Source organism: Halomonas smyrnensis AAD6, from assembly GCF_000265245.1.
Taxonomy (GTDB): Bacteria; Pseudomonadota; Gammaproteobacteria; order Pseudomonadales; family Halomonadaceae; genus Halomonas; species Halomonas smyrnensis.
The window spans coordinates 74,666-96,398 of record NZ_AJKS02000012.1 but is presented as its reverse complement, the minus strand read 5'-3'; the positions used below and the strand labels follow the sequence as shown (position 1 = coordinate 96,398).

Sequence of the window (21,733 nt, the reverse complement as noted above, 5' to 3'; positions counted from 1 at the left end):
GGGTTGTAAGGGATCGCATCGCGGTGCGAGGCCGAAGGATCGGTGAGTCATGATAAACGTCGAGGGCGCGGCTGCTCTACCCTGTGGGGGAGAGAGCCGCGCCCGATCCGTATGAGCTGGAGGAGAGTCATGATAGCGGTCCTACGACGCGGCCTGACGGCCTGGCTGCTGGTGGTCGCCGGGCTGTGGGGCGCGCCGGCCTCGGCCGATCACCATGTCGGCACCCTCGATACCGTCGGTTCCGACACCATGGCGGGGCTGATGCTGCGCTGGGGCGAGCTGCTGAGCCAGCGCTATCCGGGGCTTAGGGTGCAGCTTCAGGCGGCGGGGTCGGCCAGTGCGCCGCCGGCGCTGACCGCCGGCACCACGCTGCTGGGGCCCATGTCGCGGCCGATGGACGACGAGGAGCGCGCGGCCTTCGTCGAGCGCCACGGCTACCCGCCGCGGGAGGTGGTGGTGGCGCTGGATGCGCTGGTGGTGGTGGTGAATCGCCACAACCCGCTGAAGAGCCTGTCGCAGCGCGAGTTCGATGCGATCTTCTCCGAGACTCGGCGCTGCGGGGCCGAGCGGGCCATCCAGCGCTGGGAAGCGCTGGGCCTCGTGTCTCCTGCCGGCCCCATCGTGATGCACGGCCGCAACGCCGTGTCCGGCACCCACGGCCTCTTTCGCCGCGAGGGGCTGTGCGGCGGCAGCTTCCGCCCCGACGTCAACGAGTATCCCGGTTCGGCCGCGGTGGTGGAGGCGGTGGCCGGCGATCCGCTGGCCATCGGCTATGCCGGCCTCAATCACCTGACGCCCGGGGTGCGGGCGGTGCCGCTGCGCGATACCGAGGGGCGAATCCACCGGCCCGATCCGCCCTCGGTGCGGGGCGACGATTATCCGCTGGCCCGGGCTCTGCGCATCTACGTCAATCAGCCGCCGGGCACATCGCTGCCCGTCGCCGAGCGAACCTTCCTCGAGCTGGTGCTCTCGGCCGAGGGCCAGGCCATCGTCGAGGAGCTCGGCTTCGTGTCGCTGCCCACAGCGACCCTGGCCCGCCAGCGCCGGATACTGGAGCTCGACGATGGGGCGTGACAGTGTCACCGCTTTGTCATGAGAATGTCGTAACCTTCCGTTAACCCCTCGACGCCCGTGCGCTGACGATGCCCGACTCCTCCTCTTCACCGCTGCTGCGCCGTCGCCTGCGACAGGGGCGCGATCGCCTTGCCACGGCGCTGATCACCGCCGGTGGCATCGGCGTGATCGCCGCGGTGATGGCGATCGGCGTGTTCCTGGCGGTCGAGGTCCTGCCGCTGTTCTGGCCCGATGCGTCCGGCGAGTCGTCGCTGAGCCTCTCCTCGCTGTGGCTGCCCCAGCCCTATCCCGGCCTCGACGAACCCGTCTACCGCTGGCAGCCCGCGCTGCCGGAGGGCGATCCCGGGCCGCGCTTCAGCCTGGCGCCGCTGGCCTGGGGCACGCTGGAGGCCGCGGCCTGGGCGCTCGCGATCGCCGTGCCGCTGGCGCTGGGCGCGGCGGCGCACTCGGCGCTGTTCATGTCGCGGCGCCTGCGGGCCCACCTCAAGCCCACCCTGGAGCTGATGGAGGCCCTGCCCGGGGTGGTGATCGGCTTCCTCGCCGGCCTGGTGCTGGCGCCCTGGCTGGAGCGCCACCTCGGACTGGGGCTGACCCTGCTGCTGCTGCTGCCGCCCGGCGTGGTGCTGGGCGGCGCCCTGTGGAGCCGGCTGCCCGGGCGGCTGCGCCAGCGTCTGCCGCTGGGCTGGTCGGCGCTGTGGCTGGTGCCCTGGCTGCTGCTGCTGTGGGCGCTGGCGGCCTGGCTGGCGCCGTGGCTCGAGGGCTGGTGGTTCGGCGGCGACCTGCGCACCTGGCTCGCCGCCCATCTGGGGCTCGACTACGCCAGTCGCAACGCCATCATCGTCGGCATGGCGATGGGCTTCGCGGTGATGCCGACCATCTACGCGCTGGCCGAAGATGCCCTGTCCGGTGTGCCGAAGAGCCTGGGTGAGGGCGCCCTGGCGCTGGGCGCGACGCGCTGGCAGACCCTGTGGCGGGTGGTGCTGCCCGCCGCCGCGCCGGGCGTGTTCTCGGCGGTGATGATCGGCGCCGGGCGCGCCGTGGGCGAGACCATGATCGTGCTGATCGCCAGCGGCAACACCGCCCTGATGAACCTCAATCCGCTGGACGGCCTGCGCTCCATGGCCGCCAGCATCGCCATCGAGCTGCCCGAGGCCGCTCCCGGCGGCAGCCACTATCGCCTGTTGCTGCTGGCGGCCCTGCTGCTGTTCCTCTTCACCTTCCTGGTCAACACCCTCGCCGAGGTGATCCGGACCCGCCTGCGTCGCCGCTACCGGCGTCTGGGAGACACGGCATGAGCTGGACGTGGCGACGCCCGGGGCGCGCCCGCCTGCCCCGGGGCGAAGGCCCCTGGGCCTGGCTGGCCGCCGGCAGCATCTCGCTGTCGCTGCTGCTGCTGGCCCTGCTGCTGGTGCTGCTGGCCGCGCGGGGGCTGGGCCATTTCTGGCCCAGCGACGTGGCCCAGCTGACCCTCAGCGACGGCCGCACCCTCGCCGGTCGGGCGGTGAAGCAGACGCCGCTGCCCGACAGCGAAGGCGAGGAGCGGCTCTATCGCACCGGCAACCGCGATCTGGACGGCGATATCTGGACCTGGGTGCCGGTGGCCGATATCGCGACCGAAGCCTATCCCGCCGACCTGGTGGTGCTGGAGCGGCGCCGCTGGGGGGACTTCATCGGCCGCCTGGTGGCCTGGATGCCGGCCGAGGGCGAGCGCCTCGAGGGCGCGGCGGCCTGGGAGGCCCTCAGGGCGCGGATGGCCGATCACGAGCGTCAGCGCGAGGCGATCGCCCGGCTGCGCGACCGGGTGCTGCTGCCGCTGGCCGGCGAGCTCGAGGGGCGCGGCGCGGATCCCAAGGCGGCGCGGGCGCTGTCGGAGGTCGAGGCGCGCATGCGGGCCATGCACGAGGCGATGGCGGGCGACCTGGTGGTGATGGAGAGCGCCGACGGGCGCCGCATCCGCCTGCCCGTCGAGGAGATCGTCAGGGCCCGGCATCCCAACGACATGGGCGTCGGGGCCAAGCTGATCGCCTGGGGCGACGGCGTGTGGCGCTTCCTTTCCGAGGGGCCGCGCTCGGGCAACGTCGAGGGCGGGGTCTGGCCGGCGATCTTCGGTACCGTCCTGATGGTGATGCTGATGTCGCTGCTGGTCACGCCCTTCGGCGTGCTGGCGGCGGTCTATCTCAACGAGGTGGCCCACCAGGGCCGGATGACCCGGCTGGTGCGGATCGGCGTGCGCAACCTGGCCGGCGTGCCCTCCATCGTCTACGGCGTGTTCGGCCTGGGGGTGTTCGTCTACGGCCTCGGGGGCCGTCTCGATCAATGGTTCTTCGAGGAGTCGCTGCCGTCGCCGACCTTCGGCACCGGCGGCCTGCTGTGGGCCTCGCTGACCCTGGCACTGCTGACGCTGCCGGTGGTGATCGTGGCCACCGAGGAAGGGCTGTCGCGGATTCCCGATCGCCAGCGCGAGGGCGCCTTGGCGCTGGGCGCGACGCGCCTCGAGATGCTGAGCCGGGTGGTGCTGCCGATGGCCGCCCCGGCGATGCTCACCGGGATGATCCTAGCGGTGGCGCGGGCCGCCGGGGAGGTGGCGCCGCTGATGCTGGTCGGTGTGGCCAAGCTGGCGCCACAGGTGCCGCTGGACGGCGATTTCCCCTTCCTTCATCTCGAGCGCAAGTTCATGCACCTGGGCTACCACATCTTCGACACCGCCTTTCACAGCAACGATGTCCAGGCGGCGATGCCGCTGGTCTATGCCACGGCGTTACTGCTGGTGCTGGTGATCCTGGTGCTTAACCTGACTGCAATATTTCTGCGCCATCATCTGAGATCACGCCATGGTGGCCTCTCGCGATTATGAGGGCGACCATGGTGCCAAGGGGTATGTGATGCCGGTCAAGCAGGACCCGGCTCCGCGACGCGGGGCCTTTGTCGATTTTGCGCCCGAGGACTCCTGCCTGGAGGTCTCGGGCTTCGGGCTGCGCTATGGCGGCAAGTCAGCGCTGCGCGACCTGACCCTGCGGGTGCCGCGGAACCGGGTCACCGCCTTCATCGGGCCCTCGGGCTGCGGCAAGTCGACGCTGCTGCGCGCCCTCAATCGCCTGCACGATCTCAACGAGGACGTGCGGCGGGAGGGCGAGATCCGCCTCGAGGGTCAGGAGATCCACGCGCCCGAGGTGGCGGTGGCCGAGCTGCGGCGTCGGGTCGGCATGGTGTTCCAGGCGCCCAACCCCTTCCCGATGTCGATCTACGACAACGTGGCCTTCGGGCTGCGGCTGCAGGGCGGGCTGCGCAAGCGGCGCATCGACGACATCGTCGAGTGGTCGCTGCGCTCGGCGGCGCTGTGGGAAGAGGTGAAGGACCGCCTCCAGGCCTCGGCCTGGGCGCTGTCCGGCGGCCAGCAGCAGCGCCTGGTGATCGCCCGGACGCTGGCGGTGGAGCCCGAGGTGCTGCTGCTCGACGAGCCGGCCTCGGCGCTGGACCCGATCTCGACGCTCAAGGTGGAGGAGCTGATCCGCAACCTGAAGTCGAGCCTGACCCTGGTGCTGGTCACGCACAACATGCAGCAGGCGGCGCGGGTGTCGGACTACACCGCCTTCCTGCAGGACGGCGAGCTGGTGGAATACGCCCCCACCGATACCCTGTTCACCAATCCGCGCCTCGCGCGCACCGAGAACTACATTACCGGACGCATGGCCTGACGCCGGCGCCCTCAGGAGAGTCTCATGGACATCACCAGCGATATCCACAGCCAGCATATCTCGCGGCAGTTCAATCATGAGCTCGAGGAGCTCAAGACCCACCTGATGGCCATGGGCGGGCTGGTCGAGAAGCAGGTGCAGGACGCCGTCCGCGCCCTGCTCGACGGCGATTCCGCCCTGGCCGAGCGCGTGGTCGACAACGATCGTGCCGTCAACGACATGCAGATCAAGATCGACGACGAGTGCACCCAGATCCTGGCCCGTCGCCAGCCGGCGGCCTCCGACCTGCGCCTGGTGCTGGCGGTGATCCGCGCCGCCTCCGATCTGGAGCGCATCGGCGACGAGGCCAGCAAGATCGCCCGCAACGCCGTGGACCTGGTCGAGAACCAGAGCGGCACCCGCGGCTTCGTCGAGGTGCGCGTGATCAGCGAGCACGTGCGCAAGATGATGCGCGACGCCCTGACCGCCTTCGCCCGCTTCGACACCGAGCTGGCGCTCAAGGTGGTGCAGGAGGACGAGCAGGTCGACAGCGAGTACCAGAGCGCCATGCGCTCGCTGATGACCTTCATGATGGAGGACGCCCGGGCGATCTCGCCGGTGCTCGGCATCATGTGGATCCTGCGCGCCCTGGAGCGCGTCGGCGACCACTCCAACAATCTGGCCGAATACGTGGTCTATCTGGTCAAGGGCCTCGACATCCGCCACACGGCACCGGATGATCTCGGCGATGAGGTGCTCGGCGACGAGGGCTGAACCCCGCTCGACCGGCACTGTCCATGAAGCGGCCGTCGCCCCTGGCGACGGCCGCCGTCGTCGTGATGGAGGAAATGACACCGATGCTGGATGCCTTCTCGGCGCTGTCCCGGGGGACGCGCCTGGTCTACACCCCCGGCCTGCGCCGCTACGTGTTCCTGCCGATCCTCGCCAACCTGGTGGTCTACGCCGCCATGCTGAGCTACGTGCTGACCCACTTCGGCGGCTGGCTCGACGGCTGGATGGCCATGGTGCCGGGCTGGCTCGACTGGCTGTCGTGGCTGATCTGGCCGCTGTTCGTGCTCAGCCTGGGGCTGATCGTGTTCTTCAGCTTCACCCTGGTGACCCAGCTGATCGCCGCGCCCTTCTACGGCCTGCTGGCCGAGAAGGTCGAGCGCGAGGTGACCGGCCGTCCGCCGCTGGACGACCGCGGCCTGGCGCGCACCGCCATCGATGCCCTGGGCCGCGAGCTGGTCAAGCTGGGCTACATCCTGCCGCGCATGCTGCTGCTGTTCGTGATCGGCTGGATTCCGGTGATCAACCTGATCGCGCCCGTGCTGTGGCTGCTGTTCTCGGCCTGGATGATGGCGGTCACCTACCTCGACTATCCGATGGACAACAACAAGGTGCCCTTCGCCGACATGCGCCGCCGCCTCGCCGCGCGCCGCTGGCCGACCCTGACCTACGGCGGCTGGGTGATGCTGATCACCTGGGTGCCGCTGGCCAACCTGTTCCTGCTGCCCGGTGCCGTGGCCGGCGCGGTGCTGATGTGGGAAGACCACTATCGGGCGCTGACGCCCGACATCGCCCCGGCGAGGCGCTGACGCTACAGGCGTCGTGATCACGTGACATCTCCGCCCGGCCTGCGCCGGGCGGAGTCGTGTCTGTGGGGCGGAATCAGGCGCGCCGGGAGGCCGGCGCGGCGTCGGTGAGGCGCGCGGCGGGGAAGATGCAGCGGAAGGTGGCGCCCTCGCCGAGCCGGGAGTCGATCTCCAGCTGGGCGTCGTGGCGCAGCAGCACGTGCTTGACGATGGCCAGCCCCAGGCCGGTGCCGCCGGTGGCGGTGCTGCGGCCCTTGTCGACCCGGTAGAAGCGCTCGGTCAGGCGCGGGATGTGCAGCGGGTCGATGCCCTCGCCGTCGTCCTCGACCTCCAGGCAGGCGCCGTCGCCCCAGGGGCGCCAGCGCAGCACGATGCGGCTGTCCTCGCCGGCGTAGCGCACGGCGTTGAAGGCCAGGTTGGAAACGGCGCTGTGCAGCTCCTTCTCCGAGCCGAGCAGGGCGCGGGGCTCGTCGATCTCCACCTCCAGCCGATGATGGCTCTCGGACAGCGCCTCGGCGTCGCGGCGCACGGCCTCGAGCAGGCTGAGCGGGTCGAGGCGGACGTCGTCGTGGCCGCCCTGATCGTTCTCCAGCCGCGACAGCAGCAGCAGGTCGTTGACCAGGTTCTGCATGCGCTTGGTCTGGCTCTGCATCTGGCCGATGCCGCGGCCGAGGCGCTCGGGCAGCATCTCGGCCATGTCGCCGTAGGTCTCGAGGTAGCCCGCCAGCACGGTGAGCGGGGTGCGCAGCTCGTGGGAGACATTGGCCACGAAGTCGCGACGCATCTGCTCGAGGCGGTGCAGGCGGGTGATGTCGCGGGCCATCACCAGGCGTTCGTCGTCGCCGTAGAGGGTGATCTGGAACTGCAGGATCAGGTTCTCGTCGATCGGCGAGCACAGCGTCAGCGGCTCGCGGTAGTCGCGGGCGTGGAAGTAGTCGACGAAGCTCGGGTCGCGGAGCAGGTTGGTGATGTGCTGGCCGCGGTCCAGGGTCGGCTTGAGGCCCAGCATCCGCTCGGCGGCGCTGTTCCACCACTCCATGTCGCCGTGGCGGTCGAGCATCACCACGCTGTCGCGCATCGCCTCGGAGGATTCCTGGATGCGGCTCAGGGTGTCGCGCAGCCGCCGCTGGGTGATGCGCTGGCCCTTCTGATAGCGGTAGAGGCGGTCGAACAGTTCCCCCCACAGCCCCACCGCCGAGGGCGGCTCGTCATGGGGGTGATGGGTCAGCCATTCCTGCAGCGCGTGGAGCTGGCGCATCTGGTAGAAGAGATAGATGGCGAGCCCCACGGCGAGGCCGAGGCCGCTCAGGGCGAAGGGCCAGCCGATCAGCGCGCCGGCGGCCACCAGGGCCGCCAGCCGCCACCATTCGCGTCGCCACAGCCGGCCCATGTCAGGCCTTGGCGGAGAAGCGGTAGCCGGTGCCGCGCACGGTCTGGATCAGCTGCTGGTGCGGCTCGCCCAGCGCCTTGCGCAGGCGGCGGATATGCACGTCCACGGTGCGCTCCTCGACGTAGACGTTGCCGCCCCAGACCTGGTCGAGCAGCTGGCCGCGGGTGTAGGCGCGCTCCTGGTGGGTCATGAAGAACTGCAGCAGGCGGTACTCGGTGGGGCCGATCTCCAGCGACTGGCCGTCGATGCTGACGCGGTGGCTGACCGGGTCGAGCATCAGGCCCTCGACCTGGACCGGATCCTCGACGCCGCGCGGCGTGGCCCGGCGCAGCACCGCCTTGAGGCGCGCCACCAGCTCGCGGGGCGAGAAGGGCTTGGTGATGTAGTCGTCGGCCCCGGACTCGAGGCCCTGGATCTTGTTGTCCTCTTCGCCCTTGGCGGTGAGCATGATGATCGGCAGCTCCGAGGTGCCTTCCTCGCGCTTGAGCCGGCGGGCGAGCTCGACGCCGCTGGTGCCGGGCATCATCCAGTCCAGCAGCACCAGGTCGGGCTGGTGATCGACGACCATGGCGTGGGCGCTCTGGGCATTGTCCGCCTCGAGCACGCGATAGTCGGCCATCTCCAGCGCCACGGCGATCATCTCGCGGATGGGCGCTTCATCATCGACGATCAGTACGGTCTTGGCGGTCATCCCGGGGCCTCATGGTCGAGAGCAGTGACATATTGGTGACGATGACAGCATGTCCTTGTGACAATACCGTGACAGCCTCGTCCTGTCGCCCCCGCTCAGCGCCGCGGTTTTTCCCGCCCGGCGTCATGCGCCGGCGCCCGGCCACAGCGACAGCGCGATGCCGGCGAACACCAAGAGCCCCGACCAGTGATTGTTGAGGAAGGCCTGGAAGCAGCGATCGCGATCGCGGTGGCGGATCAGCCGCTGCTGGTGGACGAAGGTCGCCGCCATGGCGGCCAGGCCGAGCCAGAAGAAGCCGGTGAGGCCGAGGCGCTCGCCGGCCCAGGCCAGCAGGGCGAGCGTGGCCAGCTGCAGCAGGCCGATGATCCGCTTGTCGGCGCGGCCGAACAGCACCGCCGTGGACTTGATGCCGATGCGCAGGTCGTCGTCGCGGTCGACCATGGCGTACTCGGTGTCGTAGGCCACGGTCCACAGCACGTTGGCGGCGAACAGCAGCCAGGCCTCCAGCGGCACATGGCCGAGCACCGCGCCGAAGGCCATGGGAATGGCCCACGAGAAGGCCGCGCCCAGCACCACCTGGGGCAGATGGGTGTAGCGCTTCATGAAGGGATAGACGAAGGCCAGGATCACGCCGCCCACCGACAGCATCACGGTGAAGGCATTGGTGAAGCACACCAGCACGAAGGCCGCCAGCACCAGGCCGGCGAACAGCCCCTTGGCCTCGCCTTCGCCGATGCGTCCGGTGGCCAGCGGACGCGACTTCGTCCGCTTCACGTGGCCGTCGAAGTGGCGGTCGGCGTAGTCGTTGACCACGCAGCCCGCGGCCCGCATCAGGTAGACCCCGGCGACGAAGATCAGCAGCAGCCGGCGCTCGGGAACGCCCTCGGCCGCCGTCCACAGCGCCCACAGCGTCGGCCACATCAGCAGCCAGGTGCCGATGGGGCGGTCGAGGCGCGTCAGGTGCAGGAAGTCGGGCAGCCGGGCCAGCCCCTTGGGGCGCATCAGGGAACGTTCCATGTGGGTCTCTCGGTTGAATCGGACGACGCGGGTTTCGGGCGATGCCAGACGCAGCCTATCGCGCCGGCAGGGCCAGGTCATCCGCCATGGCGTCGAGGAAGAACTCCTGGACCAGCACCGCGAAGCGGCCGTGGCGCAGCACCGAGCGGCGACCCCAGGGGCCGGGCGCGTCGTGGAAGGGCGCCGGGTCGGCGCTGACCTCGATGGGGCCGCGCTCGAGGCCGGGCTGGCGGAACAGCCAGTGCCCCAGCGAGCGCTCGCCGAGGCCCGCCAGCCGCTGGCCGTGCAGGCCGTGGAGCGGGGCCACCGAGCGCGCCATCACCCAGGGACGGTCGTCGAGACACAGCGCGACCTCGCGCCGCCAGACCAGGCGGTCCGGCGCCGTGCCCAGCGCCATGGCCTCGTCGCGGCGCGGCCGGCCCAGGCGCTGGTCGAGCAGCCTGACCCGGAAGCGGCGAGGCGCGCCGGCCTCGATCAGCCGCTGGGTCAGCGAGCCCCGGGTGGCGATCCAGCGCCACCAGGCCGGGCTCATGGCGGGGCGTGCCGCCGCCAGGGGGGCGCCGAGCGGGGCGAAAGGGCCGGGGCGTGATTCGACTGCGCGACTCCGCGTCCAATGCAAGGGGCGGCTAGTGTACCATGGCGGCCCGTCGCGCCCCCTGCAGCGAGGAGCCCCATGAGCGCACCCCTGACCATCATCGGCTCCGGCATGGCCGGGCTGGGCCTGGCGCGCCAGGTCCGGGCCCGGCAGCCCGAGCGCCCCATCACCCTGATCACCGCCGACGGCGGCGAGGACTACTCCAAGCCGCTGCTCTCCACCGGCTTCGCCAAGCGCCTGCCGCCGGATCGCCTGGCCTCGCGCAGCGCCCTGGAGGCGGCTGACCGGCTCGGCGTGACGATGCGCACGCACACCCGGGTCGAGGCCATCGATCCGGCCGCGCGCACCCTGGCCCTCGGCGCCGAGCGGCTGCCCTGGGGCGAGCGGGTGGCGCTGGGCCTGGACGACGGCACCGCCCTCGAGGCCGATCTGGTGCTGGTGGCCACCGGCCTGCGGCCGCGCAGCGCCCTGGCCGAGGCCGCGGGGCTGGCCGTGGGGCCGGCCGGCATCCTCGTCGATCGCCGGCTTTCGACCTCGGCGCCCGGCATCCATGCGCTGGGCGACGTGGCCTGCGTCGACGGCGTCAATGCCATGTACGTCCAGCCGCTGCAGGCCGGGGCCAAGGCGCTGGCGGCGACGCTTGCCGGCATGCCCACCGAGGTGCGCTACGGCCCCTGGCCGGTGCTGGTGAAGACGCCGCTGCTGCCGGTGGTCTCGCTGCCGCCGACCCGTGCGCCCGCCCGCTGGCGCATCGAGGGCGAGGGGGCGGATCTGACCGCCCTGGCCGAGGATGAAGACGGACGTTTGATCGGATTTGCGTTGACAGGCGCCTGCGTGCGTCGGAAAGTCGAACTGGCGCGCGCTGCACCGCCGTTGCTAGGCTAGTGACGTCAACGACGGCGCCCCCGGAGTTCCGGGCCCGGCAGCGGCGTTGCCACACGGCGTCATGCGTCTGCCTCACATGGCATGGCAGGCGGGTGGTGCATGAATCAGCGCGAACAACAACGCGGCCGATGGGATCATCGGCAGGATGTCAAACCAGGAGGGCTGTATGCGCAAACCAGAACTCGCCGCGGCGATCGCCGAGCGTGCCGATCTGTCCAAGGACAAGGCCAGCCAGGTGCTGAACGTCATTCTCGACGAGATCACCGGCAGCGTGTCCGATGGCAAGGATGTCTCGCTGATCGGTTTCGGTACCTTCACCGTGCGCGAGCGTGCCGCCCGCACCGGCAAGAACCCCCAGACCGGCGAATCCCTGACCATCCCGGCCAGCAAGACCGTGGCCTTCAAGCCCGGCAAGGGCCTCAAGGACGCCGTCGCCAAATAAGGCGCGACGCGCGGCTCGATCCCCGGGCCGCGCGGCCTCATCCCCTCATTTCCGCTTTCCGGCCAACGGTGTTCCGATGAAGCTACGCCTGATGCTGTGGGTGCTCGGCGTGCTACTCAAGCGTGCGCTGCGGCGCAAGCCCGCCTTTCGCGATCGCCTGGGTGACCTGAAACGCCTCGACTGGGGCATCGGCACCGAGGATCTCGCCATCGCCCGCCACTACCGGATGACGCCCCGAGGCATCGAGACCGGCAGCGGCCTGCCGGTGGATCTCGACCTGGAGCTGCGCTTCGAGGACGCGGACACGGCGCTCCGGGTGCTCAGGAAGCCGACCCAGAAGGCCTTCCTCGACGGCATGATGGCCGGTCGCGTTCGGCTGGTCGGCGACGCCCGGGACCTCGACCGCCTGCAGGGCCTGCTGAAGCACCTGTAGCGCCGAGCGACAAGCGCCGAGCCACAAGCGCCGAGCCACAAGCGCCGAGCCACAAGAAACCCCGAAGGTTGAGCCATCGGGGTTTTCTTTTGCTTCCGGCGATTTCACGCTGCTGGCTTGCAGCTTGCAGCTTGCAGCTTGCAGCTTGCAGCTTGCAGCTTGCAGCTTGCAGCTTGCAGCTTGCAGCTTGCAGCTTGCCGCTGTCAGACCTGCCCGTAGCGCCCGGCTTCCTCGCCCAGCCAGCGGCGGATCAGCGGCCGGCTGGCCTCGGGGTGCTCGGCCAGCAGCGCCTCGGCCAGCGGCGAGATGCGCGGCAGCAGGTCGGCGTCGCGTTCCAGATCGGCGATCTTCATCTGCGCCAGGCCGGTCTGGCGGGTGCCCAGCACCTCGCCGGGGCCGCGGATCTCCAGGTCCTGCTCGGCGATGCGGAAGCCGTCGTTGGTCTCGCGCATCACCGTCAGCCGCTTGCGCGAGTGATCCGACAGCGGCGGGTGATAGAGCAGCACGCAGAAGCTCGCGGTGGCCCCGCGCCCGACCCGGCCGCGCAGCTGGTGCAGCTGGGAGAGGCCCAGCCGCTCGGGGTTCTCGATGATCATCAGGCTGGCATTGGGCACGTCGACGCCGACCTCGATCACCGTGGTGGCCACCAGCAGGTCCAGCTCGCCGGCCTTGAAGGCGGCCATCACCTCGGCCTTCTCGGTGGCCTTCATGCGCCCGTGGACCAGGCCCACGGCGAGCTCCGGCAGCGCCTCGACCAGCTCGTCGCGGCTGGCCTCGGCGGCCTGGCACTGCAGCGCCTCGGACTCCTCGATCAGGGTGCAGACCCAGTAGGCCTGGCGGCCCTCGGCGCAGGCGTGGCGGATGCGCTCGACCACCTCGGGGCGGCGCTCGTCGGGCACCACCACCGTCTTCACCGGGGTACGCCCGGGCGGCAGCTCGTCGATCACCGAGACGTCCAGGTCGGCGTAGGCGCTCATCGCCAGGGTGCGCGGGATCGGCGTGGCGGTCATCACCATCTGGTGGGGCGTCAGGCCGCCGGCCTCGCCCTTCTCGCGCAGCGCCAGGCGCTGGTGGACGCCGAAGCGGTGCTGCTCGTCGATGATCGCCAGGCCCAGGCGCTGGAAGTGGACATCGCCCTGGAACAGCGCATGGGTGCCGACCACCATCTGCGCCCGGCCGTCGTGGATTGCCGCCTTGGCGTCGAGCCGCGCCTTGCCCTTGAGCTTGCCCGCCAGCCAGGCCACCTCGATGCCGAGCGGCTCGAACCAGGCCTTGAAGGCGCGATAGTGCTGCTCGGCGAGGATCTCGGTGGGCGCCATCATGGCCGCCTGGCAGCCGCCGGCGATGGCGGACAGCGCCGCCATGGCGGCGACCACGGTCTTGCCCGAGCCCACGTCGCCCTGCACCAGGCGCAGCATGGGCCGCTCCTCGGCCAGGTCGGCGCGGATCTCGTCGAGCACCCGGCGCTGGGCGCCGGTCAGCGAGAAGGGCAGCTGGGTCAGGAAGCGGGCCTGCAGGCCACGGCCGTCGGACAGCGCCGGCGCGCCGTCCTCCTGGATGCGCAGGCGTACCTCGCGCAGGCTTAGCCGGTGGGCCAAGAGCTCCTCCATGGCCAGTCGGCGCGCGGCCGGGTGGCGGCCCTCGGCCAGCGCATCCGGGTCGGCCTCCGGCGGCGGATGGTGCAGCTCGCGCAGGCAGTCATGCAGCTCGGGCAGGGCGTACTGGTGGCGCAGCGACTCGGGCAGCCATTCCGGCAGCGCCGCGGGGGCCTGCGCGAGCCGGGCCAGGGCCTGGTCGATCAGCGCCCGCAGGCGCGTCTGGTGCAGCCCCTCGGTGGTCGGGTAGATGGGCGTGAGGTGATCCTCCACCGCCGGCGCGCCCTCGCCGATCAGGCGATATTCCGGGTGGTAGATCTCGAGCCCGGTGGCGCCGGCCCGGGCCTCGCCGAAGGCGCGCACCCGGGCGCCGGGGCAGAACTGCTGCTGCTGGGCCGGCGAGAAGTGGAAGAAGCGCAGGCTGAGGATGCCGGAGCCGTCGCGCAGCCGCACCAGCAGGCTGCGGCGGCGGCCGCGCACCACGTCGGCGGCCATCACCTCGCCCTCGACCACGGCCTCGTCGCCGGAGCGGAGGCCGGCGACGGGGGTGATGCGGGTGCGATCCTGGTAGCGCAGCGGCAGGTGGAACAGCAGGTCGGCGACGGCATCGATGCGCAGGCGGCCCAGCTTCTGGGCCAGCGCCTCGCCGACGCCCTTGAGGTCCGTGACGGGGGCGTCGAGGCCGCTCATGCCGGCTCGGTCGTGGCCGCGCGGCAGTGGGCGATGGCGTCGGTCACCGCGTCGATGGCCTGGGGCCGCGGGAAGCTGGCGCGCCAGGCGATGGCCACGGTGCGCCCGGGGCCGGGCGGCGTGAAGGGTCGGCTGGTGAGCAGGCCGCTCTCGTAGTGGCCGGTGCCGATCGCCGAGCGCGGCAGCACGGTGATGCCGAGCCGCGAGGCGACCATGTGACGGATGGTCTCCAGCGAGCCGCCCTCGGCGGTCAGGGTGTTGTTGGGGCTGTTGAGCTTCTGGCTGATCGCCGGGCAGGCCTCGAGGATCTGGTCGCGGAAGCAGTGGCCCTCGCCGAGCAGCAGCAGGCGCTCCTGCAGCAGGTTCTCCTTGTCGATGCTCTCGCGCTCGGCCCAGGCGTGGTCGGCCGGCATCAGCACGTCGAAGGCCTCCTCGTAGAGGGGCTTGGTGACCACGTCGGTCTCGGTGAAGGGCAGCGCGACGATGATGGCGTCGAGCTCGCCGCTGCGCAGCTTGCGCCGCAGCTCGCCGGTGAAGCCCTCCTCGATGTAGAGCGGCATCTGCGGCGCGCGGCGGGTCAGCTCCGGGATCAGGTGCGGGAACAGGTAGGGGCCGACGGTATAGATGGCACCGATGCGCAGCGGGCTGGCCAGCTGGTCGCGGCCGGCGCTGGCGAGCTCCTTGATCACGCTGCTCTGTTCCAGCACGCGCTGGGCCTGCTCGACGATCTTCTCGCCCAGCGGCGTGACCTGTACGGTGGACTTGGAACGCTCGAACAGTGCCACGCCCAGTTCTTCCTCCAGCTTCTTGACCGCCACCGAGAGGGTCGGCTGGGACACGAAGCAGTGTTCGGCGGCGCGGCCGAAGTGGCGTTCCTGGGCCAGGGTTACGATGTAACGGAGTTCTGTTAGAGTCATTTCGGTGCCGGGGCTTCCTCGATTGTCGATGTGTCGCGGGCCCCACCCATAGGGCACCCCGAGGTCGTCATAGGGACTTTTTATCAGGGGGCGAGGGAAAGGTGAAGACAACGACGCTGATTCTGGGTTGTGGTGATATCGGCACGACGCTGGGCCGGGAGCTCAAGGCGGACGGCCACAAGGTCATCGGGGTGCGCCGCGATGCCGCCAAGCTGGCCGACAGCGGCCTGAAGGCGGTGTCGGCGGATCTCGGCGACGCCGCGGCGCTGGCCGAGCTGCCGGACGCGGAGGTGCTGGTCTACGTGGTCAGCGCCGACCGCTTCGAGGAGGAGGCCTATCGGGCGGCCTATCCGGACGGGCTCAAGGCGGTGCTGGCCGAGTTCGGCGCCCGCCGGCACCCGCCGAGGCACGTCTTTTTCGTCTCCTCCACCAGCGTCTACGCCCAGCAGGGCGGCGAGACGGTGGACGAGGCAAGCCCCACCGAGCCGGGCGGCTTCTCCGGCGCGCTGATGCGCGAGGCCGAGCAGGCGCTGATTGATCACGACCTGCCGGGCACGGTGGTGCGCTTCTCCGGCATCTACGGCCCGGGGCGCGACCGCCTGATCCGCCAGGTCGGCGAGGGGCGCATCGCCGCCGCCACGCCGCCGATGTACTCCAACCGCATCCATCGCGACGACTGCGCCGGGGTGCTGGCCCATCTCATCGGGCGGGCGCAGGCCGGCGAGTCGCTGCATGAGCTGTATCTGGCCAGCGACTGCGAGCCGGCGCCGCTCCACGAGGTGATGGCCTGGCTGGCCAAGCAGCTCAAGGTCGAGGCCACCGAGACCATCCAGTCGCCGCTGCGCCGCCGGGCCAGCAAGCGCTGCGACAACGCCCGCCTGATCGAGAGCGGCTATCGCTTCCGCTTCCCCACCTTCCGCGAGGGCTATCTGCAGGTGCTGCGCGAGGGTGGCTACCTGCCCGAGGCCACCACCTAGCGCCCCTCCTCCCTCCGGCCGTCGGCCGACACGCCCGGGAGCGGCCCGGGCGTGCGCGCCAGGCACGCATAGCGGCTGCCCCGCGGGGTGACGGTCGAGCGGATCAACTCGACGCGCGAATACGTCCAGTCCAGCGACACGGCCGGCAGGTCCTGGCCGGGCGGCCTTGCGGCCCGGCGCAGCAGGGTGACATGCGGCACGAAGCGCTCGGGGCGCCCCTCGACGCCGAGCCGCTCGAGCCCCTCCCACAGCTGGTGCTGCAGGCCGACGAGTGCCGGATCGGGCTCGGCGCCGCCGACCCAGACGATGCCCGGACGGCGGAATTGGCCCCAGCGGTCGAGTCGCCAGTGGCCGGGAAGCAGGGTGAAACGCGTCAGCCAGTCGGCGATGGCCGTGGCCCGGGCGTCGGGCTGCTCGCCGAGGAAGGCGAGCGTGAGGTGAACGCTGTCGTCCGGCATGCGCCGGCCGCCGCAGCGGGAGCGGGCGGTATCGGCCAGAACGCCGAGCCGCCGGCGCAGGGCCGGCGGCGGTACCAGGGCCAGAAACAGGCGCATGGTAGGAAGGCTCTCTTCAGAGAGGTAACGGAAAGCGAGGATTCATGTCGCGAGCGAGGAGAGGCTGGTCGCCGCCGGAGCGCAGCTACCGGAGTGTAGCCTGCTACATGAGGATAGCGAGCACCGCCGGCGGCCAGGATCTCGAGCGCAGCAATGAATCAGCCTTTCCTTAGTCGCCGATGACCAGCACGGCCTCTGCCTCGACCTGGCTGCCCTTGGGCAGGGCCTTGACGCCGACGGCGGCGCGGGCCGGGTAGGGCGCGTCGAAGAACTCTTCCATGATGCCGTTGACGATGGCGAAGTTGTCCAGGTCCACCAGGTAGAGGTTCAGCTTGACCACGTCCTTGAGGCCGCCGGCGGCTTCCTCGGCCACGGCCTTCAGGTTGGCGAAGACCTGGCGGGCCTGGGCCTCGAAGTCGTCGGAGACGATCTCCATGGTGGCCGGGTCCAGCGGGATCTGGCCGGACATGTAGACGGTGTTGCCGGCCTTGATGGCCTGGGAGTAGGGGCCGATGGCGGCGGGTGCCTGGTCGGTGTTGATGACGGCCTTGTTGCTCATGGTGTGCTCCATGTGTTGTTGGCGATGATGGGGGTGTCCAATGACAGCGCCCCCGTCCGCCGCGACCGCGACGGACGGGGGCGCTGAGACTCAATTGCCCAGGCGGGTGATCTTGCCGACGTGGGACAGGTTGCGCAGGCGCTTGATGATGCGCGCCAGGTGTACGCGGTTGCGCACCGACAGGGTCAGGTTGACGATCGACAGCCGGGCGTCGCGCTCCTCGATGCCGATGCGCTCGATGTTGGCTTCGGCGTCGGTGACCAGGCTGGCCAGCTCCGCCACCAGTCCGCGGCGGCTCTCGATCTCCAGGCGCAGCGGCACCGGGAAATCCTCGTCGGCCTGATCGGACCACTCGAGGGCGAACAGCTTGTCCGGGTCGCTCTTGAGCTCGGCCAGGTTGCGGCACTCGGTGCGGTGGACGACGATGCCCTTGCCCACCGAGAGGTGGCCGATGACCGGGTCGCCGGGCAGCGGATGGCAGCAGCGGGCGAACTTGATCACCATGCCCTCGGCGCCGCTGATCACGATCGGCCCCTCCTGGGGCGAGCTCTCCACGGTCGGCAGCTGCTCGCCGTGATGCAGGTCGACCAGGCGCCGGGCGGCCACGTGGGCGACCCGGGCACCGAGGCCGATCGATTCCAGCAGGGCGTCCTGGCTCTTCAGTTCGAGCTCGGCCAGCAGCGTGGCCATCGGCCCGCCGGGCAGCTCCTCGAGGCTGGTCTCGAACTCCGCCAGCGCCTTGTTCAGCAGACGGCGGCCGAGCTGCACGGCCTCGGTGTGCTGCTGGTGCTTGAGCGCGTGGCGAATGGCCGAGCGCGCCTTGGCGGTGACCACCACGTTGAGCCAGGCCAAGCTGGGCCTGGCGGCAGGGGCGGTGATGATCTCCAGCGTCTGGCCGCTCTCGAGCCGGGTGGAGAGCGGGGCCAGATGGCGGTCGATGCGGCAGGCGATGCAGCTGTTGCCGATGTCGGTGTGCACGCTGTAGGCGAAGTCGATCACCGTGGCGCCCTGGGGCAGCTCCATGATGTCGCCCTTGGGCGTGAACACGTAGATATCGTCCGGGAACAGGTCGTTCTTGACGTGCTCGATGAACTCCAGCGAATCCCCGGCGTGGCGCTGCATCTCGAGCAGCCCCTTGATCCAGGAGCGGGCCCGGGCGTGGCTGCCCTCGGCGATCGGATGATCGGTCTGGCCGGCCTTGTACAGCCAGTGGGCGGCGATGCCGTTGTTGGCCATGGCCTCCATCTCGCGGGTGCGGATCTGCACCTCGATGGGCATGCCGCCGCTGCCGAACAGCGTGGTATGCAGGCTCTGGTAGCCGTTGGCCTTGGGGATGGCGATGTAGTCCTTGAAGCGTCCGGGCACCGGCTTGTAGAGGTTGTGCACCATGCCGAGGATGCGATAGCAGCTGTCGACGTCGTCGGTGATGATGCGGAAGCCGAACACGTCCATGATCTCGGCGAACGACTTCTTCTGGTCGCGCATCTTCTTGTAGATCGACAGCAGGTGCTTCTGACGGCCCATCACCGAGCCGCTCAGGCCTTCCTCGTCGAGGCTGTTCTGCAGGGTGTCCTGGACCTGGCGGATCGCCGAGCGGCGGTGACCGCGGGCGCTGGCCACGGCGCGCTTGATGCGCTCGGCGCGCATCGGGTGGATGGCCTGGAACGAGAGGTCCTCGAGCTCGACGCGGATGGTGTTGATGCCCAGCCGGTTGGCGATGCGGGCGTAGATCTCCAGCGTCTCGCGGGCGATGCGGCGCTTCTTCTCCGGGCGCAGCGCGCCCAGGGTGCGCATGTTGTGCAGCCGGTCGGCCAGCTTGACGATGATCACCCGGATGTCCCGGGACATCGCCATCACCATCTTCTGGAAGTTCTCGGCCTGGGCGACGGCCTTGTCCTCGAAGGTGATCTGGGTCAGCTTCGAGACGCCGTCGACCAGCTCCGCCACGGCCTCGCCGAACTGCGCGCCCAGGGCCTGCTTGGAGACGCCGGTGTCCTCGATGACGTCATGCAGCATGGCGGCCATCAGGCTCTGATGGTCCATGTGCATGTTGGCCAGGATGTTGGCCACCGCCAGGGGATGGGTCACATAGGGCTCGCCGGAGCGACGACGCTGGCCGTCGTGGGCCTGCTCGGCGTAGTAGAAGGCACGCTTGACCTGCTGGATCTCGTCCTGGGGGAGGTAGCCGCCGAGGCGGTCGGCCAGGTCATCGATGGTGAACATGCGGCGTGCCCTGAAGGTTACGTGATGGCCGTGCGGATGGCGGCGACGCCGGCATCACTCCTCGGCGGGGATGCCCGGTTCGCCTTCGGGGCGCGGACGCGCCGGGGCGGCTTCGATCGGCTCGTCCAGCACGCTGGAGTCGACCAGGCCGTCGGCGATCTCGCGCAGCGCCATCACGGTGGGCTTGTCGTTTTCCCAGGGCAGCAGGGCATCGCGGGAGCCGCGGGCCAGCTGGCGAGCGCGCTGGGTGGAGATCATCACCAGCTTGAAGCGATTTTCGACGTTTTCCAGACAGTCTTCGACGGTAACACGCGCCATGGATGCCTTCCTGAATGCTGACGGGCGAAGCCCCGGCCGGCGCCGCTGCGCCCCGGGGATTCACCGATGAATAGAGGGGTTAGATTACTCGACGCCCGGCTCGCCTGACAAGCGCCGCGGCCGCGCTCAGGAGAGCAGCGCGGCCAGCAGCGGCGCGTGGCGTTCGCGGATGCGTTCGGCGCTCAGGCGCCGGGCGATGACCAGCGACTGAAGCTCGCGCTCGGCGGTGGTGAAGTCGTCGTTGATCACCACGTAGTCGTACTCGTCATAGTGCGACATCTCGCTGACCGCCTCGCGCATGCGCCCGGCGATCACGGCGTGCTCGTCGGTGCCGCGGCCGGACAGGCGACGCTCCAGCTCCTCGCGCGAGGGCGGCAGGATGAAGATCGAGACCGCCTGGGGCAGCTGCTCGCGGACCTGACGGGCGCCCTGCCAGTCGATCTCCAGGATCACGTCCTGGCCGGCGGCCAGCAGTTCCTCCACGGCGCGCCGCGAGGTGCCGTAGTAGTTGTCGAACACCCGGGCATGCTCGAAGAAGTCGCCCTCGGCGATCATGCGCTCGAACTCGGCCCGGTCGACGAAGTGATAGTTCACGCCGTCGACCTCGCCTTCGCGGCGCGGCCGGGTGGTGTGCGACACCGAGACCTGGATGCCGTCGAGGCGTTCGATCAGCTCGCGTACCAGGCTGGTCTTGCCGGCGCCGGAGGGGGCGGAGACGATGAAGAGCGTACCTTGGGGCATGGCGGGTCCTGCGATATCGACGGCTGCGGAGGAGGGCGCGAAGTATCGCACACTTCGTGCCCGTGCCCCAGCCTTGGCCTCAGGCCGCGGCGGCCCTGATCTCTCGGCGCTCCAGGTAGCGGCCGGTGAAGAACATCGCCAGCCCGCCGAGGGCCAGCACGGCGCCGACCAGGCCGCTGGACGACCAGGGCGCGCCGCCCTTGATCACCACCGCGGCCAGCCAGGCGCCCAGGGCGTTGGCGCAGTTGAAGGCGGCGTGGTTCATCGAGGCGGCCATGGTCTGGGCATCGCCGGCGACGTCCATCAGCCGGGTCTGCAGCGCCGGCCCCAGCGCCATGCTGGTGCCCACCAGGCCGACGAACAGCAGGCCGGCGATCAGATGGTTGGCGGCGAAGAAGAAGCCGGCCTGCACCACCAGGCACCACACCAGGATGCGGGGGATGGCCTTGAGCAGATGCTTGTCGGCCAGCCGTGCGCCGACCAGGTTGCCGACGATGGTGCCGACACCGAAGATCGTCAGCACCCAGGGCCCGATGGCTTCGCGCATGCCGGCCTGGGCGGAGAGGGTCGGCACCACGTAGCTGAACACCGCGAACATGCCGCCGAAGCCGATGCTGGCCACGCCCAGGGTGAACAGCACGCGCTGCTTGGCCAGCGCGGTGAGCTCGCGCTTGGGGCTGGCATGGGGATCGGGCGCCTGGCTCGGCACCCACAGGCGGATCAGCGCGGCGGTGGTCAGGGCGATGGCGCCGACGCCGAGGAAGGCGCTCTGCCAGCCCAGCCACTGGCCGGCCCAGGTGGCCAGCGGCGCGCCGACCAGGATGGCGGTGGTCAGGCCCAGCATCACCCGGCTGACCGCCTGGGCACGCTGCTCGATGGGCACCGCGGCGGCCGCGACCAGCGCGGCAACGCCGAAGTAGGCGCCGTGGGGCAGGCCGGCCAGGAAGCGCAGCCCGACGAACGGCCAGAACGAGGTGGCCATGGCGCTGGCGACGTTGCCGACGGCGAACACCAGCATCAGCACGATCAGCAGGGTGCGGCGCGGCACCCGGGCGGCCAGCGCGGAGATCAGCGGTGCGCCGACCACCACGCCCAGGGCGTAGCTGGAGATGGCGTAGCCGACATCGGCGGCGGCGACCTGAAGATCGCCGGCGACCCGCTCCAGCAGGCCCATGATCACGAACTCGCTGGTGCCGATGCCGAAGCCGCCGAGGGCCAGCGCGAGCTCGGCCAGGCGGGGGTGGCGCGCGGTGGCGCCGGCAGAGGGTGTCGACATGGTAGACCTCGGGAAATAAAAAAGACCCTGACGGAGTCAGGGTCGCGTAAAATTACTACAAAAGTATAACGCAGATGTCGTTAGGAA

The 21,733-nt window shown here is 70.3% G+C and carries 22 protein-coding genes; 10 read left to right on the top strand and 12 right to left on the bottom strand.

Features of this window, described 5'->3' with window-relative positions:
• Positions 1-129 precede the first annotated feature (129 nt).
• From UYS_RS0212915 to cysZ, 6 genes are all read left to right on the top strand, one after another.
• Positions 130-1,074 carry a PstS family phosphate ABC transporter substrate-binding protein gene (locus UYS_RS0212915; RefSeq protein WP_016855940.1) on the top strand — a complete coding sequence of 315 codons (945 nt, stop codon included), beginning with the start codon at positions 130-132 and terminating at the stop codon, positions 1,072-1,074.
• Between the two features lie 68 nt (positions 1,075-1,142).
• Positions 1,143-2,369 (top strand): ABC transporter permease subunit, encoded by a 1,227-nt coding sequence (locus UYS_RS0212910; RefSeq protein WP_016855939.1) that lies wholly within the window; start codon positions 1,143-1,145, stop codon positions 2,367-2,369.
• Positions 2,366-3,928 carry a phosphate ABC transporter permease PstA gene (gene pstA / locus UYS_RS0212905; RefSeq protein WP_016855938.1) on the top strand — a complete coding sequence of 521 codons (1,563 nt, stop codon included), beginning with the start codon at positions 2,366-2,368 and terminating at the stop codon, positions 3,926-3,928. The genes UYS_RS0212910 and pstA overlap by 4 nt, the downstream gene beginning before the upstream one ends.
• Before the next feature lie 28 nt (positions 3,929-3,956).
• The gene (pstB, locus tag UYS_RS0212900) at positions 3,957-4,769 is read left to right on the top strand and encodes a phosphate ABC transporter ATP-binding protein PstB (protein WP_051008835.1); all 813 of its coding nucleotides are present in this window, start codon (positions 3,957-3,959) and stop codon (positions 4,767-4,769) included.
• 24 nt (positions 4,770-4,793) lie between these two features.
• A complete protein-coding gene (gene phoU / locus UYS_RS0212895) occupies positions 4,794-5,522 on the top strand; it encodes a phosphate signaling complex protein PhoU (RefSeq protein WP_016855936.1) in 729 nt (242 codons plus the stop codon).
• 83 nt (positions 5,523-5,605) lie between these two features.
• Entirely contained in the window at positions 5,606-6,346 is a 741-nt protein-coding gene (gene cysZ / locus UYS_RS0212890; RefSeq protein ID WP_026068541.1) for a sulfate transporter CysZ, read from the top strand.
• A gap of 73 nt (positions 6,347-6,419) precedes the next feature.
• Here cysZ and phoR read toward each other — a convergent pair whose 3' ends face one another.
• From phoR to UYS_RS0212870, 4 genes are all read right to left on the bottom strand, one after another.
• Positions 6,420-7,733 (bottom strand): phosphate regulon sensor histidine kinase PhoR, encoded by a 1,314-nt coding sequence (phoR, locus tag UYS_RS0212885; RefSeq protein ID WP_016855934.1) that lies wholly within the window; start codon positions 7,731-7,733, stop codon positions 6,420-6,422.
• A gap of 1 nt (position 7,734) precedes the next feature.
• Entirely contained in the window at positions 7,735-8,424 is a 690-nt protein-coding gene (phoB, locus tag UYS_RS0212880; protein ID WP_016855933.1) for a phosphate regulon transcriptional regulator PhoB, read from the bottom strand.
• 123 nt (positions 8,425-8,547) lie between these two features.
• Positions 8,548-9,441, bottom strand: coding sequence for a 4-hydroxybenzoate octaprenyltransferase (gene ubiA, locus UYS_RS0212875; RefSeq protein ID WP_016855932.1), 894 nt, complete (start codon positions 9,439-9,441; stop codon positions 8,548-8,550).
• 55 nt (positions 9,442-9,496) lie between these two features.
• Positions 9,497-9,973: a chorismate lyase gene (locus tag UYS_RS0212870; RefSeq protein WP_016855931.1), complete on the bottom strand. Its 477-nt coding sequence runs from the start codon at positions 9,971-9,973 to the stop codon at positions 9,497-9,499.
• A 141-nt stretch (positions 9,974-10,114) separates the two neighbouring features.
• On the opposite strand from UYS_RS0212870, the gene UYS_RS0212865 reads away from it, so the two are divergent.
• The 3 genes from UYS_RS0212865 to UYS_RS0212855 all read left to right on the top strand — a co-directional run bounded on the left by UYS_RS0212865 (position 10,115) and on the right by UYS_RS0212855 (position 11,796).
• Complete coding sequence (locus tag UYS_RS0212865) at positions 10,115-10,921, top strand: FAD-dependent oxidoreductase (RefSeq protein WP_016855930.1); 807 nt, start codon at positions 10,115-10,117, stop codon at positions 10,919-10,921.
• Positions 10,922-11,087: 166 nt separating this feature from the next.
• Positions 11,088-11,363, top strand: coding sequence for an HU family DNA-binding protein (locus UYS_RS0212860; protein WP_016855929.1), 276 nt, complete (start codon positions 11,088-11,090; stop codon positions 11,361-11,363).
• Positions 11,364-11,439: 76 nt separating this feature from the next.
• A complete protein-coding gene (locus UYS_RS0212855) occupies positions 11,440-11,796 on the top strand; it encodes a hypothetical protein (protein ID WP_016855928.1) in 357 nt (118 codons plus the stop codon).
• A gap of 203 nt (positions 11,797-11,999) precedes the next feature.
• Here UYS_RS0212855 and recG read toward each other — a convergent pair whose 3' ends face one another.
• Together recG and UYS_RS0212845 are read right to left on the bottom strand one after the other, a co-directional pair.
• A complete protein-coding gene (recG, locus tag UYS_RS0212850; RefSeq protein ID WP_016855927.1) occupies positions 12,000-14,081 on the bottom strand; it encodes an ATP-dependent DNA helicase RecG in 2,082 nt (693 codons plus the stop codon).
• Positions 14,078-14,998 carry a hydrogen peroxide-inducible genes activator gene (locus tag UYS_RS0212845; protein ID WP_016855926.1) on the bottom strand — a complete coding sequence of 307 codons (921 nt, stop codon included), beginning with the start codon at positions 14,996-14,998 and terminating at the stop codon, positions 14,078-14,080. The genes recG and UYS_RS0212845 overlap by 4 nt, the downstream gene beginning before the upstream one ends.
• Before the next feature lie 101 nt (positions 14,999-15,099).
• Between UYS_RS0212845 and UYS_RS0212840 the strand changes: the two genes are divergently transcribed.
• The gene (locus tag UYS_RS0212840) at positions 15,100-15,975 is read left to right on the top strand and encodes an SDR family oxidoreductase (protein ID WP_016855925.1); all 876 of its coding nucleotides are present in this window, start codon (positions 15,100-15,102) and stop codon (positions 15,973-15,975) included.
• Here UYS_RS0212840 and thpR read toward each other — a convergent pair.
• The 6 genes from thpR to UYS_RS0212810 all read right to left on the bottom strand — a co-directional run bounded on the left by thpR (position 15,972) and on the right by UYS_RS0212810 (position 21,646).
• Positions 15,972-16,529: an RNA 2',3'-cyclic phosphodiesterase gene (gene thpR, locus UYS_RS17410; protein WP_016855924.1), complete on the bottom strand. Its 558-nt coding sequence runs from the start codon at positions 16,527-16,529 to the stop codon at positions 15,972-15,974. The genes UYS_RS0212840 and thpR overlap by 4 nt on opposite strands.
• Before the next feature lie 169 nt (positions 16,530-16,698).
• Positions 16,699-17,088 (bottom strand): RidA family protein, encoded by a 390-nt coding sequence (locus tag UYS_RS0212830; RefSeq protein WP_016855923.1) that lies wholly within the window; start codon positions 17,086-17,088, stop codon positions 16,699-16,701.
• A 90-nt stretch (positions 17,089-17,178) separates the two neighbouring features.
• Positions 17,179-19,311 carry a RelA/SpoT family protein gene (locus UYS_RS0212825; protein ID WP_016855922.1) on the bottom strand — a complete coding sequence of 711 codons (2,133 nt, stop codon included), beginning with the start codon at positions 19,309-19,311 and terminating at the stop codon, positions 17,179-17,181.
• A 54-nt stretch (positions 19,312-19,365) separates the two neighbouring features.
• A complete protein-coding gene (rpoZ, locus tag UYS_RS0212820; RefSeq protein WP_016855921.1) occupies positions 19,366-19,629 on the bottom strand; it encodes a DNA-directed RNA polymerase subunit omega in 264 nt (87 codons plus the stop codon).
• 126 nt (positions 19,630-19,755) lie between these two features.
• Positions 19,756-20,370, bottom strand: a complete 615-nt coding sequence (gene gmk, locus UYS_RS0212815; RefSeq protein ID WP_016855920.1) for a guanylate kinase — start codon at positions 20,368-20,370, stop codon at positions 19,756-19,758.
• Between the two features lie 79 nt (positions 20,371-20,449).
• Positions 20,450-21,646, bottom strand: a complete 1,197-nt coding sequence (locus tag UYS_RS0212810; RefSeq protein ID WP_016855919.1) for an MFS transporter — start codon at positions 21,644-21,646, stop codon at positions 20,450-20,452.
• Between the last annotated feature and the right edge of the window lie 87 nt (positions 21,647-21,733).